The sequence below is a fragment of the Pseudomonas oryzae genome (genome assembly GCF_900104805.1).
GTDB lineage: Bacteria > Pseudomonadota > Gammaproteobacteria > Pseudomonadales > Pseudomonadaceae > Geopseudomonas > Geopseudomonas oryzae.
This window is the reverse complement of the sequence record NZ_LT629751.1, coordinates 2,288,187-2,302,738: the sequence shown is the minus strand read 5'-3', so window position 1 is coordinate 2,302,738 and position 14,552 is coordinate 2,288,187. Positions and strand designations below refer to the sequence as shown.

Below are 14,552 nucleotides of genomic sequence, written 5' to 3'. Positions count from 1 at the left end.
TCCGGAGGTATCCTGATGAACGCGCTGTACATGATCGTCGGCACCCTGGTCGCCCTGGGCGTGCTGGTTACTTTTCACGAATTCGGCCACTTCTGGGTGGCCCGCCGTTGCGGCGTCAAGGTGTTGCGCTTTTCGGTGGGTTTCGGTGCACCGCTGCTGCGCTGGCACGACCGGCATGGCACCGAGTTCGTCGTCGCCGCGGTACCGCTCGGCGGCTACGTGAAGATGCTCGACGAGCGCGAGGGTGACGTTCCACCGGCCATGCTGGAGCAGGCCTTCAACCGCAAGAGCGTCCGCCAGCGCTTCGCCATAGTGGCGGCCGGCCCGCTCGCCAACTTCCTCCTCGCCATGCTGTTCTTCTGGGTCCTGGCCATGCTCGGTGGTCAGCAGGTCCGCCCGGTGGTCGGCAGCGTGGAGTCCGGTAGTCTCGCCGAGCAGGCCGGTGTGCTGCCCGGTGCTGAGGTGCTGGCCGTCGACGGCGAGCCGACCCGCGGCTGGAGCGAGGTCAACCTGCAACTGATCGGTCGCCTTGGCGAAAGCGGTAGCCTGCGTCTGCGCCTGCTCGAGCCGGGCTCGAGCGTGGAAAGCGAGCGTATTCTCGCGCTCGATGCCTGGTTGCGGGGTGTCGAGGACCCGGATCCGCTCGCTGCACTCGGCATTCGCCCGTGGCGGCCGCAGATCGCCCCGGTGCTTGCCCATCTGGATCCGCAGGGACCGGCCCAGGCAGCCGGGCTGCAGCTCGGCGACCGCCTGCTGAGTGTCGAGGGGCTGGCGCTGGACGACTGGCAGCAGGTGGTCGACGTCGTGCGCGAGCGTCCGGGGCAGCGGGTCAGCTTCATGGTCGAGCGCGACGGGGCGCCCTTCGAGCTCAGCCTGGCCCTGGCCGCGCGTGGCGAGGGTCAGGCGCGCAGCGGCTACCTCGGAGCCGGCGTCACGGGTGGCGAATGGCCAGCAGAAATGCTGCGCGAAGTGAGCTACGGGCCGCTGGATGCGGTGGGCGAGAGCCTGCGGCGCACCTGGTCGATGAGCCTGATGACCCTCGACTCGATCGGCAAGATGCTGTTCGGGGAGCTCTCGGTAAAAAACTTGAGCGGCCCGATAACGATTGCTAAAGTGGCGGGCGCTTCGGCCCAGTCCGGGGTGGGGGATTTCCTGAATTTCCTTGCCTATCTGAGCATTAGCCTGGGCGTGCTCAACCTGTTGCCGATCCCGGTTCTCGATGGCGGGCACCTGCTGTTCTATCTGGTCGAGTGGGCCCGTGGCCGGCCGCTGTCGGAGCGAGTGCAGGCGCTGGGGGTACAGATCGGCATCAGCCTGGTCATCGGTCTGATGCTGCTCGCGCTGTTCAATGACATCAGCCGGCTCTAACTTGCCACGTATTGCGGAGCTGCCGCCTGAAGCGGCAGTTCCTTTTTAGTCAGTCTGAAAAGATAGAAAGGACTTCATGAAACGCTTGCTGCTACCGGCGGTAATTGCCGCGCTGATGACCGCCGAGGTTCACGCCGAGTCCTTCACCATCACCGATATCCGCGTCAATGGCCTGCAACGGGTCTCCGCCGGCAGCGTGTTCGGTGCCCTGCCGCTGAATGTGGGCGATGCGGTCGACGAGAATCGTCTGGTGGACGCCACCCGCTCCCTGTTCAAGACCGGCTTCTTCCAAGACATCCGGCTGGGGCGCGAAGGCAACGTGCTGGTGGTCGACGTGGTCGAGCGACCGTCCATTTCGGCCATCGAGATCGAGGGCAACAAGGCCATCGCCACCGATGACCTGCTCAAGGGCCTGAAGCAGTCCGGCCTCGCCGAAGGCGAGATCTTCCAGCAGGCCACCCTCGAAGGCGTGCGCAACGAGCTGCAGCGCCAGTACGTGGCCCAGGGCCGTTACTCGGCGACCATCGAGACCAAGGTGGAGTCGCAGCCGCGCAACCGTGTGGCCCTGAAGATCGAGATCAACGAAGGTTCGGTCGCCGCCATCCAGCACATCAACATCGTCGGCAACAAGGTGTTCTCCAGCGAGGAGCTGGCCGGCCTGTTCGAGCTGCGTACCACCAACTGGCTGTCGTTCATCCGCAACGACGACAAGTATTCCCGCGAGAAGCTGTCCGGTGACCTCGAGCGCCTGCGTTCCTATTACCTGGATCGCGGCTACATCAACATGGACATCACCTCGACCCAGGTGTCCATCACCCCGGACAAGAAGCACGTTTACGTCACCGTCAATATCGACGAGGGCGAGAAGTACACCATTCGCGAGGTCAGGCTGGCCGGCGATCTGCGCGTCCCGGAAGAGGAAGTGCGCAAGCTGCTGCTGGTCAAGGAAGGCCAGGTGTTCTCGCGCAAGGTGATGACCAGCACTTCCGAGCTGATCACTCGCCGTCTGGGCAACGAGGGCTACACCTTCGCCAACGTCAACGGCATCCCCGAGCAGCATGACGACGACAACACCGTATCGGTGACCTTCGCTGTCGATCCCGGCAAGCGCGCCTACGTCAACCGCATCAACTTCCGCGGCAACACCAAGACCGAGGACGAGGTGCTGCGTCGCGAGATGCGCCAGATGGAAGGCGGCTGGGCCTCGACCTACCTGATCGACCAGTCGAAGACCCGTCTCGAGCGTCTCGGCTACTTCAAGGAAGTCAACGTCGAGACCCCGGCGGTGCCCGGTGCCGACGACCAGATCGACGTCAACTACAGCGTCGAGGAGCAACCCTCCGGCTCGATCACCGCCAGCGTCGGTTTCGCCCAGAGCGCCGGCCTGATCCTCGGCGGCTCGATCAGCCAGAGCAACTTCCTCGGCACCGGCAACAAGGTCAACATCGGCCTGAACCGCAGCGAGTACCAGACCCGCTACAACTTCGGCTTCGTCGACCCCTACTGGACCGAGGACGGCGTCAGCCTCGGCTACAACATGTTCTACCGCACCACCGACTACGACGACTACGACGTCGACGTGTCGACCTACTCGGTGGACAGCCTGGGAGCCGGGATCAACCTCGGCTATCCGATCAGCGAGACCTCGCGCCTGACCTACGGCCTCTCGGCCCAGCAGGACGACATCAGCCCCGGCGACTACACGGTCAAGGAAATCTTCGACTTCATCGAGCAGGAAGGTGACAGCTACACCAACTTCAAGGGCTCGATCGGCTGGTCGGAGTCGACCCTGAACCGCGGCGTGTTCGCCAACCGCGGCCACTCGCAGAGCCTGCAGGGTGAAATCACCCTGCCAGGCAGCGACCTGTCGTTCTATCGCATCGACTACAGCGGGCAGATCTTCGCCCCGCTGTGGAAGAAGGACTACGCGCTGCGTTTCCATGGCCGTCTGGGCTACGCCGACAGCTACGGCTCGACCAGCGAGCTGCCGTTCTACGAGCACTACTACGCCGGCGGCTTCAACTCGGTGCGTGGCTTCGAGGATAGCAGCCTCGGCCCGCGCAGTACCCCGAACGAAGCTGACCCAGACAAGGATCCGCAGGCTTTCGGTGGCAACGTGCTGGTGCAGGGCGGCGCCGAGCTGCTGTTCCCCCTGCCGTTCGTCAAGGATCAGCGATCCCTGCGCACCGTGCTGTTCTGGGACGTGGGCAACGTGTTCGACACCAACTGCAGCAGTGCCCAGGAGGAGCGCGGCGAGGTCGGTTGCGACCTCAGTCTGAGCGACATGGCCAGTTCGGTGGGTGTCGGCCTGACCTGGCTGACCGCACTCGGCCCGCTGAGCTTCAGCCTCGGCATGCCGGTCAAGGAACCGGAGAACTCCGATACCCAGGTATTCCAGTTCTCTCTGGGACAGACTTTCTAAGCCCTCCGGGGCTCATCATCCAGGCAATTCGTTGCAGGAGTTCATTGTGCGCAAGTTGACTCAAGTTGTACTGATGGCCGCTGCTCTGCTGAGCATGCCTGCCTTCGCCGAGATGAAGGTGGCGGTCCTCAACTATCAGATGGCCCTGCTCGAGTCGGATGCGGCGAAGAAGTACGCTGTGGATGCCGAGAAGAAGTTCGGTCCCCAGCTTGACCGCCTGAAGACCCTGGAAAGCGACGCCAAGCGCATCCAGGAGCGCCTGATGAAGGAAGGCGAGAAGCTGCAGACCAGCGAGCGCGAGCGTCTCGAGCTGGAGTTCAAGCAGAAAGCGCGCGACTTCCAGTTCCAGTCCAAGGAACTGAACGAGGCCAAGGCCATCGCCGACCGCGACATGCTCAAGCAGCTCAAGCCGAAGCTGGACAAGGCGGTCGAGGAAGTGATCAAGCAGGGCAGCTATGACCTGGTGCTCGAGCGTGGCGCCGTGGTGGATGTCAAACCGCAGTTCGACATCACCAAGCAGGTCATCGAGCGCATGAACAAGCTGCGCTGATGCCATGAGTGCTCCCGTCTACACTTTGGGCGAGCTGGCCGCACGAGTCGGCGCCGAACTGCGCGGGCCCGCGGATCTGCCGGTCAGCGGCCTGGCGGCCCTGCAGGACGCCGGCCCGCAGCAACTGACCTTCCTGGCCAACGCCCAGTACCGCAAGCACCTCGCCACGAGTCGGGCCGCTGCCGTGCTGCTCACCCCCGCAGATGCCGAAGGCTTTGCCGGGGTGGCGCTGGTGCTGGCCAATCCCTACCTGGCCTTCGCCGAGCTGTCGCACCTGTTCGATCGCAAGCCGCTCGCCGCTCCCGGCATCCATCCGAGCGCCATCGTCGCCGCCGATGCCGTGGTCGACCCAAGCGCTGCGGTTGGTCCCGGTGTGGTGATCGAGTCCGGCGCCGTGATCGGCGCGCGGGTCACCCTCGGTGCCCACTGCGTGATCGGTGCGCGCAGCGTGATCGGCGAGGATGGCTGGCTGGCCCCGCGCGTCACCCTCTATCACGACGTGCGCATCGGCAAGCGAGTGGTGATCCAGTCCGGCGCCGTGCTCGGCGGCGAGGGCTTCGGCTTCGCCAACGACAAGGGTGTGTGGATCAAGATCGCCCAGATCGGCGGTGTCACCGTCGGCGACGACGTCGAGATCGGCGCCAATACCACCATCGATCGCGGCGCGTTGAGCGATACCGTGATCGGCAATGGCGTCAAGCTCGACAACCAGATCATGATCGCCCACAACGTGCAGGTCGGCGATCACACCGCCATGGCCGGCTGCTGCGGCATTTCCGGCAGCACCAAGATCGGCAAGCACTGCATGATCGCCGGCGGCGTCGGCATGGTCGGACACATAGAGGTGTGCGACCACGTGTTCGTCACCGGCATGACCATGGTCACCCGCTCGATCACCGAGCCGGGGGCCTATTCCTCGGGTACCGCCATGCAGCCGGCGGCCGAATGGAAGAAGAGCGCCGCACGACTGCGCCACCTCGACGACATGGCCAAGCGCCTGCAGCAGCTGGAAAAACAGCTGGCTGCCGTGACCCGGAGCGGGGATGACTCATCTGATGCCTGAGGCACGCATCCCCGTGTTCCCTTTTTTGACCAAGGCTCCCACACCATGATGGATATCAACGAGATTCGCGAATTCCTGCCGCACCGCTACCCGTTCCTGCTGGTGGACCGGGTGGTGGAGATGGATCTCGAGGAAAAGCGCATCCGCGCCTACAAGAACGTCACCATCAACGAACCGTTCTTCAATGGCCACTTCCCGGGACATCCGATCATGCCGGGCGTGCTGATCATCGAGGCCATGGCGCAGGCCGCCGGTCTGCTCGGTTTCAGCATGATGGGCGCCAAGGCGGCCGCCGATACCCTGTACCTGTATGTCGGCTCCGACAACCTGCGCTTCCGCTCGCCGGTGACCCCGGGTGACCAGTTGATCCTCGAGGCTCGGGTGCTGAGCAGCAAGCGCGGCCTGTGGAAATTCGAGTGCCAGGCCAGCGTCGATGGCAAGGCGGTCTGCTCGGGTGAAATCATCTGCGCGGAACAGAAGAAATGAGTTTGATCGACCCTCGCGCCATCATCGATCCGAGTGCCAGGCTGGCCGACAATGTTGAAGTCGGCCCTTGGTCGATCATCGGGCCGAACGTGGAAATCGGCGAGGGTACCGTCATCGGCCCGCACGTGATCGTCAAGGGCCCGACGGTGATCGGCCGGCACAACCGCATCTACCAGTTCTCCTCGGTAGGTGAGGACACGCCCGATCTGAAGTACAAGGGCGAGCCGACCCGCCTGGTGATCGGTGACCACAACGTGATCCGCGAAGGGGTCACCATCCACCGCGGCACCGTGCAGGATCGTCACGAGACCACCATCGGCAACCACAACCTGCTGATGGCCTACGTGCATGTCGGTCACGACAGCGTGATCGGCGACCACTGCATCCTGGTCAACAACACCGCGCTGGCCGGCCACGTGCATGTCGGCGACTGGGCGATCCTTTCCGGTTTCACCCTGGTTCACCAGTTCTGCCGCATCGGCGCGCACAGCTTCTCCGGCATGGGCACGGCGATCGGCAAGGACGTGCCGGCCTTCGTCACCGTGTTCGGTAGCCCGGCCGAGGCGCGCAGCATGAACTTCGAGGGCATGCGCCGTCGTGGTTTCAGCGACGAGGTGATGCAGGTGCTGCGCCGCGCCTACAAGGTCGTCTACCGCAAGGGGCTGACCGTGGAGGAGGCGCTCGCCGAGCTCGCAGCCGATGAGGCGCAATACCCGGAAGTGGCGCTGTTCTGCGAATCGGTACGCAGCTCGACCCGCGGCATCACCCGCTGAGCCCATGGCGCGTTCACTGAAAGTCGCGCTGGTCGCCGGCGAGGCGTCCGGCGATATCCTCGGCGCCGGCCTGATGCAGGCCATCAAAGCCCGCCACCCCGATGTCCGCTTCATCGGTGTCGGTGGGCCGCGTATGCAGGCCGAAGGCCTGGATTCGTACTTCCCCATGGAGCGCCTGGCGGTGATGGGGCTGGTCGAGGTGCTCGGCCGTCTGCCGGAGCTGCTCAAGCGTCGTCGCCGGCTGATCCGCAGCCTGATCGCCGAACGGCCGGACGTGTTCATCGGCATCGATGCACCGGACTTCAACCTTGGCGTCGAGCTGAAGCTGCGCCAGGCCGGTATCCGCACCGTGCACTATGTCAGTCCCTCGGTGTGGGCCTGGCGGCAGAAGCGCGTGCTGAAGATCCAGCGCGCCTGCGACCTGATGCTGACCCTGTTCCCCTTCGAAGCGCAGTTCTACGAGGCGCAGCGGGTGCCGGTGTGCTTCGTCGGCCATCCGCTGGCCGACGCCATTCCCCTCGACGCCGAGCGCAGCGCTGCACGCGCTGCCCTCGGTCTGCCGGCGCAGGGCGGGGTGGTGGCGCTGCTGCCGGGCAGTCGCGGCGGCGAGGTGGAGCGCCTCGGCAGCCTGTTCCTCGATGCCGCCGAGCGTCTGCGGGCGCTGCGTCCTGGGCTGCGCTTCGTGCTGCCGTGCGCCAGCGGCGAGCGGCGTGCCCAGCTGGAGGCCATGCTCGCCGGACGCGACCTGTCGTTGGCCCTGCTCGACGGTCGCTCCCACGAGGCCTTGGCCGCCTGCGATGCTGTGCTGATCGCCTCCGGCACCGCGACCCTCGAGGCGCTGCTGTTCAAGCGACCGATGGTGGTGGCCTACCGGGTGGCGCCGCTCACCTACCGCATCCTCAGGCGCCTGGTGAAGAGTCCGTACATTTCGCTGCCCAACCTGCTGGCCGGGCGTCTGCTGGTGCCCGAGCTGATCCAGGACGCCGCGACGCCGGAGGCGCTGGCCGCGACCCTGTCGCCGCTGCTGGATGACGGCAGCGCGCAGACCGAAAGCTTCGATGCCATCCATCGCGAGCTGCGTCGTGGTGCTTCCGAACGCGCCGCCGAGGCGGTACTGCAGCTGGTGGGGTGCGTCTGATGCAGCTCGGTCTGGACTTCACCCTGGTCGAGGAGCTGGTCGCCGGCGTCGACGAGGTCGGCCGCGGTCCGCTGTGCGGCCCGGTGGTCACCGCGGCGGTGATCCTCGATCCACTGCGGCCGATCGACGGGCTCAACGACTCCAAGAAGCTCTCCGAGGCGCGCCGTGAGCGGCTGTTCGACGAGATTCGCGACAAGGCCCTGGCCTGGTGCATCGGTCGCGCCGAGGTCGAGGAGATCGACCGCCTGAACATCCTCCAGGCGACCTTCCTCGCCATGCAGCGCGCCGTCGAGGGGCTGGCGGTGCAGCCGCGTCTGGCGCTGATCGACGGCAATCGCTGCCCGAAGCTCACGGTGCCCAGTGCGCCGGTGATCGGCGGCGACGCCAAGGTGCCGGCGATTGCCGCCGCTTCGATCCTCGCCAAGGTCACTCGCGACCGCGAGATGGCCGAGCTGGAGCTGATCTACCCAGGCTACGGCCTGGCCGGCCACAAGGGCTATCCGACCCCGGCGCACCTCGAGGCGCTAAGGCGGCTTGGGCCGACGCCCATCCATCGGCGCTCCTTCGCCCCGGTGCGTGCGCTGCTCGACGACTGAGCGCGCGCTTCGCCATGCACCTCCCGCCAAGGCCCGGTACAATTCCGGGCACAGTTGTTTCTGCGTCCACGGAATTGCCATGACCGCCACCTTCGTCCACCTGCGTGTGCACACCGAATACTCCCTGGTTGACGGCCTGGTACGGGTCAAACCGCTGGTCAAGGCGGTCGCCGGAGCCGGCATGCCGGCGGTGGCGGTAACCGACATGAGCAACATGTGCGCGCTGGTCAAGTTCTACAAGACCGCCATGGGCGGCGGCATCAAGCCGATCTGCGGCGCCGACCTGTGGCTGGCCGGCCGCGGGGAGGATGCGCCGCTGTCGCGCCTGACCCTGCTGGCGATGGACGAGCAGGGTTATCGCAACCTGACCGAACTGGTCTCGCGCGGCTGGACCGAGGGGCAGCTCAACGGCCTGGTGATCATCCAGCGCGACTGGGTGAAGGAAGCCGCCGCGGGGCTGATCGCCCTGTCCGGGGCCAAGGAAGGCGAGGTCGGTCTGGCCCTGCTCAACGGTCATGCCGATGAGGCCGAGGCGTTGCTGCGCGAGTGGCAGGCGGTATTCCCCGAGCGTTTCTACCTTGAGGTGCAGCGCACCAGCCGGGTCAATGACGAGGAATACCTGCACGCCGCGGTCGAGCTGGCCAGCCGCTGCGACGCGCCGCTGGTGGCCACCAACGACGTGCGCTTCCTCAAGCCCGACGACTTCGAGGCCCACGAGACCCGCGTGTGCATCGGCGAGGGCCGCACCCTCGACGACCCGCGGCGGCCGCGCAACTATTCCGACCAGCAATACCTGAAGACCCCGGCGGAGATGGCCGAGCTGTTCAGCGACCTGCCCGAGGCGCTGGAGAATACGGTCGAGATCGCCCGGCGCTGCAATATCGACGTGCGCCTCGGCAAGTACTTCCTGCCCGACTTTCCGACGCCCAACGGCATGGGCATCGACGACTACCTGCGCCACGCCTCCTACGAAGGGCTGGAGGAGCGCCTCGAGGTGCTGCTGCCCAAGGACACCCCGGACTACGAGGCCAAGCGCCAGGTCTACGTGGATCGTCTGGAGTTCGAGCTGGGCACCATCAGCCAGATGGGCTTCCCCGGCTACTTCCTGATCGTTGCCGACTTCATCCAGTGGGCGAAGAACAACGGCGTGCCGGTGGGGCCGGGGCGCGGCTCGGGTGCGGGTAGCCTGGTCGCCTACGTGCTGAAGATCACCGACCTCGATCCGCTGGCCTACGATCTGCTGTTCGAGCGTTTCTTGAACCCCGAGCGGATCTCCATGCCCGACTTCGACGTCGACTTCTGCATGGACGGCCGCGACCGGGTGATCGACTATGTGGCCGACAAGTACGGCCGCAACGCGGTGAGCCAGATCATCACCTTCGGCTCGATGGCGGCCAAGGCGGTGGTGCGCGACGTGGCGCGGGTGCAGGGCAAGTCCTACGGCCTGGCCGACCGCCTGTCGAAGATGATCCCCTTCGAGGTCGGCATGACCCTCGACAAGGCCTACGAGATGGAGGAGCCGCTGCGCGACTTCCTCGCCGCCGACGAGGACGCCCGCGAGATCTGGGACATGGCCCTCAAGCTCGAGGGCATCACCCGCGGCACCGGCAAGCACGCCGGCGGCGTGGTGATCGCGCCGACCAAGCTCACCGACTTTGCGCCGATCGCCTGCGACGAGGAGGGCGGTGGCCTGGTGACCCAGTTCGACAAGGACGACGTCGAGGCTGCCGGTCTGGTCAAGTTCGACTTCCTCGGCCTGCGCACCCTGACCATCATCAAGTGGGCGATGGAGACCATCAACCGCGAGCAGGTGAAGAAGAGCCTGCCGCCGGTCAACATCGACTTCATTCCGCTCGACGATAAGCCGACCTACCAGCTGCTGCAGCGCGCCGAAACCACCGCGGTGTTCCAGCTCGAATCGCGCGGCATGAAGGAGCTGATCAAGAAGCTCAAGCCGGACTGTCTGGAAGACCTCATCGCCCTGGTGGCGCTGTTCCGCCCCGGCCCGCTGCAGTCGGGCATGGTCGACGACTTCATCAACCGCAAGCACGGCCGCGCCGAGGTCTCCTACCCGCACCCCGACTACCAGTACGCCGGCCTCGAGCCGGTGCTCAAGCCCACCTACGGCATCATCCTGTACCAGGAGCAGGTGATGCAGATCGCCCAGGTGATGGCCGGCTACACCCTGGGTGGCGCCGACATGCTGCGCCGCGCCATGGGCAAGAAGAAGCCCGAGGAGATGGCCAAGCAGCGCGGCGGCTTCATCGAGGGCTGCGCCGGCAATGGCATCAGTGGGGATCTGGCGGGCAACATCTTCGATCTGGTTGAGAAGTTCGCCGGCTACGGCTTCAACAAGTCGCACTCGGCCGCCTACGGCCTGGTCTCCTACCAGACCGCCTGGCTGAAGACCCACTATCCCTCGCCGTTCATGGCCGCGGTGCTGTCGGCGGACATGCACAACACCGACAAGGTGGTCATCCTCATCGAGGAATGCCGCAGCATGAAGCTGCGCATCGACGCCCCCGACGTCAACGTCTCCGAGTTCAAGTTCACCGTCAACGAGGACGGCCGTATCGTCTACGGCCTCGGCGCGGTCAAGGGCGTCGGCGAAGGACCGGTCGAAGCCATCGTCGAGGCGCGCGCCGCGGAGCCGTTCAAGGATCTGTTCGACTTCTGTGCGCGGGTTGATCTCAAGCGCATCAACAAGCGTACCCTCGAGGCGCTGATCCGCAGCGGTGCGCTGGATCGCCTCGGTCCGCACTATCACGACGAACCCAAGGCCTACCAGGCCAGCCTCGACCTCAACCGCGCGGTGCTGCTGGCGGCCATGGAGGAGGCGGTACAGGCCGCCGAGCAGACCGCGCGCAGCGCCGACAGCGGGCACATGGACCTGTTCGGCGGGCTGTTCGCCGAGCTGGAGGCGGACGTCTACGCCAACTACCGCAAGGTACGCGAGCTGACCCTCAAGGAGCGCCTGCGCGGCGAGAAGGAGACCCTCGGCCTGTACCTGACCGGCCACCCGATCGACGAGTACGAAGGTGAGGTGCGCCGCTTCGCCCGCCAGCGCATCGTCGACCTGCGCCCGGCGCGCGAGACGCAGACGGTGGCCGGGCTGATCGTCAACCTGCGGGTGATGAAGAACAAGCGCGGCGACAAGATGGGCTTCGTCACCCTCGATGACCGCTCCGGGCGCATCGAGGCCTCGCTGTTCGCCGAGGCCTTCGCCGCCGCGCAGTCGCTGCTGCAGACCGACGCCCTAGTGGTGATCGAGGGCGAGGTGAGCATGGATGACTTCTCCGGTGGCCTGCGCCTGCGTGCGAAAAGGGTGATGAGTCTCGAGGAGGCGCGCACCGGCCTGGCCGAGAGCCTGCGCATGCGCGTCGACGGCGGTCAGCTGGCGGGCGAGCGGTTGCGCTGGCTGGCCGATCTGTGCGGCCAGCACCGCGGCGCCTGCCCGATCACCCTCGACTACCGCGGCCAGGACGCGCGCGCCCTGCTGCAGTTCGGCGACCAATGGCGAATCGACCCGACCGACAACCTTATCCAGACTTTGCGTGACCAGTTCGGACGCGACAACGTCTTCCTGCAATATCGCTAAAAGCGTGGTCCAAGGCATGGCCTTGTGATTGCGCAGGCTCGACCCGCGACGCCTGATCCCGTAAAGTCGGGCGTTTGTTCCCTGAGCCGTACAGTAACCCGCTCACCACGGATCCCTGCATGAACCCGAATTATCTGGATTTCGAACAGCCGATCGCCGACCTGCAAGCCAAGATCGAAGGCCTGCGCATGGTGGGCAATGACAACGAACTGAACATCAGCGAAGAGATTGCCCGCCTGCAGGACAAGACCAAGACGCTGACCCAGAGCATCTTCAGCAATCTGACCAGCTGGCAGATCGCGCGTCTGGCGCGTCATCCGCGCCGTCCGTACACCCTGGACTACATCCAGCACATCTTCACCGAATTCGACGAGTTGCACGGCGATCGCCACTTCGCCGACGACGCCGCCATCGTCGGTGGTGTGGCGCGTCTCGACGACCGTCCGGTGATGATCATCGGCCACCAGAAGGGCCGCGAAGTGCGCGAGAAGGTGCGCCGCAACTTCGGCATGCCGCGCCCTGAGGGCTATCGCAAGGCCTGTCGCCTGATGGAAATGGCCGAACGCTTCCAGCTGCCGATCCTGACCTTCATCGACACCCCCGGCGCTTACCCGGGCATCGACGCCGAAGAGCGCGGCCAGAGCGAGGCGATCGCCTGGAACCTGCGCGTCATGGCGCGCCTGAAGACGCCGATCATCGCTACCGTGATCGGCGAGGGCGGTTCGGGCGGCGCGCTGGCCATTGGCGTGTGCGACCAGCTGAACATGCTGCAGTACTCCACCTACGCGGTGATCTCGCCGGAAGGCTGCGCCTCGATCCTCTGGCGCACCGCCGAGAAAGCGCCGGAAGCCGCCGAGGCGATGGGTATCACCGCCGAGCGCCTGAAGGAGCTGGGTATCGTCGATACCGTGATCGCCGAGCCGCTGGGCGGCGCCCACAGCGACCACGCCGCCATGGCCGCCACCCTCCGTCAGTCGCTGCTCAAGCAGCTCGACGAGCTGGGCAAGCATGACACCAAGGCTCTGCTGGCGCGTCGCTACGAGCGCCTGATGAGCTACGGCGCGGTCTGACGCCTCGCCGACTCCCGCGCTGCGGCGCGGGAGCTTCTGCGCTGGGGTGTTGCGTATCCGGGGAGCGCACTCGTGCGCGGCTCCGGATACCGCCCGGACAGCCCTGTCGCGGAGGCCTGTCGCCATGTCCCTCGAATCCCGCCTGCTGCAAGCCCTCGACGCCTGGCGCCAGGCGCCGGCTTGGCGAATCGCCTTCTCCGGTGGTCTCGACTCCACCGTGCTCCTCCATCTGCTCGCGCGCCTGCGCACTCGGCATCGGCTGCCGCCGCTAAGTGCCATCCACATCCATCACGGTCTGCAGTCGGTCGCCGACAGCTGGGTTGAGCTGTGCCGCGCCCAGTGCGAGGCTCTGGGGATTCCCCTGCAGGTCAGGCAGGTGCGGGTCGATGGTCGGGCCAGTCTCGAGCGCGCGGCGCGCGAGGCGCGCTACGCGGCGTTCTCTGCCATGCTGGGCGAGGGCGAGGCACTGCTGGCCGCCCAGCACCAGGACGATCAGGCCGAGACCCTGCTGCTGCGCCTGCTGCGCGGCGCCGGTGTGCGCGGGCTGGCCGCCATGCCGGCCAGTCGGTCGCTGGGTGCCGGGCATCTGCTGCGCCCGCTGCTCGGCGTCTCGCGTGGCGAGCTGGAGGTCTGGGCGCGCCGCGAGCAACTGACCTGGATCGAGGATCCGAGCAATCGGGACACTCGTCTGTCGCGCAACTTCCTCCGTCACGAGATCCTGCCGCGTCTGGTCCGGCACTGGCCTGCTGCCGTCGCGGTGCTGGCGCGCGATGCCGAGCAGTTGGCCGAGGCCGATGGCCTGCTCGGCGAGCTGGCCGAGCTGGATCTGGTGGCGGCGAGCACGTCGGCCGATCCGTCCTGGTTGGCGCTGCCGTCCCTGGCGCTGGCGCCCTTGCGGGCGCTGAGCGTGGCGCGTCAGCGCAATGCCCTGCGCCACTGGCTGCGCGGCCTGTCCTTGCCGCCCGAACGCGAACACTGGGCGGGCTGGGAGGCGCTGCGCGACGCTGGTGAGGACGCTGCGCCGCGCTGGCGTCTGGCGGGAGGCGAGCTGCGCCGTGCCGGCGGGCGGCTGTGGTGGCTGAGTGGCGACTGGCTGCGGGCGCCGGCACCCGGGGCGCTGGTGTGGAGCGATCCGCTGCGGCCGCTGACGCTGCCCGGCAACGGCCGGGTCTGGCTGGAGGGCGTGTCGCCCGTCCGGGAGTTGCAGATCCGCTATCGCCTGGGCGGTGAAGTGCTCGCGCTGGCCGGGCGCGGGCACCGGGACCTCAAGCGTGTGCTGCAGGAGAACGGGGTGCCGTCCTTCGTGCGTGGCCGTCTGCCGCTGCTCTACGCCGGCGAGCGGCTGCTCGCCGTGGCCAATCTGCCGCAGTTGCGGCTGAGCGGGACGCCGTTGCAGCTGTGCTGGGAGGGGCCGACGGGCGGCGCGGGTTTGAGCTGAAAGGGCCTTTCGCGTAAACTATGCTCCCGTCTTCAAGAGGCTTTCTGCCT

General features: G+C 66.4%; 11 protein-coding genes. All 11 read left to right on the top strand.

Annotated features, from left to right (window positions below):
* The first annotated feature begins 15 nt into the window (after positions 1-15).
* Positions 16-1,368: a sigma E protease regulator RseP gene (rseP, locus tag BLT78_RS10205; RefSeq protein ID WP_090348873.1), complete on the top strand. Its 1,353-nt coding sequence runs from the start codon at positions 16-18 to the stop codon at positions 1,366-1,368.
* 76 nt (positions 1,369-1,444) lie between these two features.
* Positions 1,445-3,790 (top strand): outer membrane protein assembly factor BamA, encoded by a 2,346-nt coding sequence (gene bamA, locus BLT78_RS10200; protein WP_090348872.1) that lies wholly within the window; start codon positions 1,445-1,447, stop codon positions 3,788-3,790.
* Between the two features lie 46 nt (positions 3,791-3,836).
* Positions 3,837-4,340 carry an OmpH family outer membrane protein gene (locus BLT78_RS10195; protein ID WP_090348871.1) on the top strand — a complete coding sequence of 168 codons (504 nt, stop codon included), beginning with the start codon at positions 3,837-3,839 and terminating at the stop codon, positions 4,338-4,340.
* Between the two features lie 4 nt (positions 4,341-4,344).
* Positions 4,345-5,403 carry a UDP-3-O-(3-hydroxymyristoyl)glucosamine N-acyltransferase gene (lpxD, locus tag BLT78_RS10190; RefSeq protein WP_090348870.1) on the top strand — a complete coding sequence of 353 codons (1,059 nt, stop codon included), beginning with the start codon at positions 4,345-4,347 and terminating at the stop codon, positions 5,401-5,403.
* Positions 5,404-5,448: 45 nt separating this feature from the next.
* Entirely contained in the window at positions 5,449-5,889 is a 441-nt protein-coding gene (fabZ, locus tag BLT78_RS10185) for a 3-hydroxyacyl-ACP dehydratase FabZ (protein ID WP_090348869.1), read from the top strand.
* Positions 5,886-6,662, top strand: a complete 777-nt coding sequence (gene lpxA / locus BLT78_RS10180) for an acyl-ACP--UDP-N-acetylglucosamine O-acyltransferase (RefSeq protein ID WP_090348868.1) — start codon at positions 5,886-5,888, stop codon at positions 6,660-6,662. The genes fabZ and lpxA overlap by 4 nt, the downstream gene beginning before the upstream one ends.
* Positions 6,663-6,666: 4 nt before the next feature.
* Positions 6,667-7,800 (top strand): lipid-A-disaccharide synthase, encoded by a 1,134-nt coding sequence (gene lpxB / locus BLT78_RS10175; RefSeq protein ID WP_090348867.1) that lies wholly within the window; start codon positions 6,667-6,669, stop codon positions 7,798-7,800.
* On the top strand, positions 7,800-8,396 hold the full coding sequence (gene rnhB, locus BLT78_RS10170) for a ribonuclease HII (RefSeq protein WP_090348866.1): 597 nt from the start codon (positions 7,800-7,802) through the stop codon (positions 8,394-8,396). Before lpxB ends, rnhB begins: the two co-directional genes overlap by 1 nt.
* A gap of 79 nt (positions 8,397-8,475) precedes the next feature.
* Positions 8,476-11,994: a DNA polymerase III subunit alpha gene (gene dnaE / locus BLT78_RS10165; protein WP_090348865.1), complete on the top strand. Its 3,519-nt coding sequence runs from the start codon at positions 8,476-8,478 to the stop codon at positions 11,992-11,994.
* Between the two features lie 119 nt (positions 11,995-12,113).
* Positions 12,114-13,064 carry an acetyl-CoA carboxylase carboxyl transferase subunit alpha gene (accA, locus tag BLT78_RS10160; RefSeq protein ID WP_090348864.1) on the top strand — a complete coding sequence of 317 codons (951 nt, stop codon included), beginning with the start codon at positions 12,114-12,116 and terminating at the stop codon, positions 13,062-13,064.
* A 124-nt stretch (positions 13,065-13,188) separates the two neighbouring features.
* Positions 13,189-14,502, top strand: a complete 1,314-nt coding sequence (gene tilS / locus BLT78_RS10155) for a tRNA lysidine(34) synthetase TilS (protein ID WP_090348863.1) — start codon at positions 13,189-13,191, stop codon at positions 14,500-14,502.
* Positions 14,503-14,552: the final 50 nt, after the last annotated feature.

Bases quoted from the DNA above. Each gene is read 5' to 3' on its own strand.
- lpxD (WP_090348870.1), top strand. From the start codon at position 4,345: ATGAGTGCTCCCGTCTACACTTTGGGCGAGCTGGCCGCACGAGTCGGC.
- rseP (WP_090348873.1), top strand. From the start codon at position 16: ATGAACGCGCTGTACATGATCGTCGGCACCCTGGTCGCCCTGGGCGTG.
- dnaE (WP_090348865.1), top strand. From the start codon at position 8,476: ATGACCGCCACCTTCGTCCACCTGCGTGTGCACACCGAATACTCCCTG.
- lpxA (WP_090348868.1), top strand. From the start codon at position 5,886: ATGAGTTTGATCGACCCTCGCGCCATCATCGATCCGAGTGCCAGGCTG.
- tilS (WP_090348863.1), top strand. From the start codon at position 13,189: ATGTCCCTCGAATCCCGCCTGCTGCAAGCCCTCGACGCCTGGCGCCAG.
- rnhB (WP_090348866.1), top strand. From the start codon at position 7,800: ATGCAGCTCGGTCTGGACTTCACCCTGGTCGAGGAGCTGGTCGCCGGC.
- fabZ (WP_090348869.1), top strand. From the start codon at position 5,449: ATGATGGATATCAACGAGATTCGCGAATTCCTGCCGCACCGCTACCCG.
- bamA (WP_090348872.1), top strand. From the start codon at position 1,445: ATGAAACGCTTGCTGCTACCGGCGGTAATTGCCGCGCTGATGACCGCC.
- accA (WP_090348864.1), top strand. From the start codon at position 12,114: ATGAACCCGAATTATCTGGATTTCGAACAGCCGATCGCCGACCTGCAA.
- lpxB (WP_090348867.1), top strand. From the start codon at position 6,667: ATGGCGCGTTCACTGAAAGTCGCGCTGGTCGCCGGCGAGGCGTCCGGC.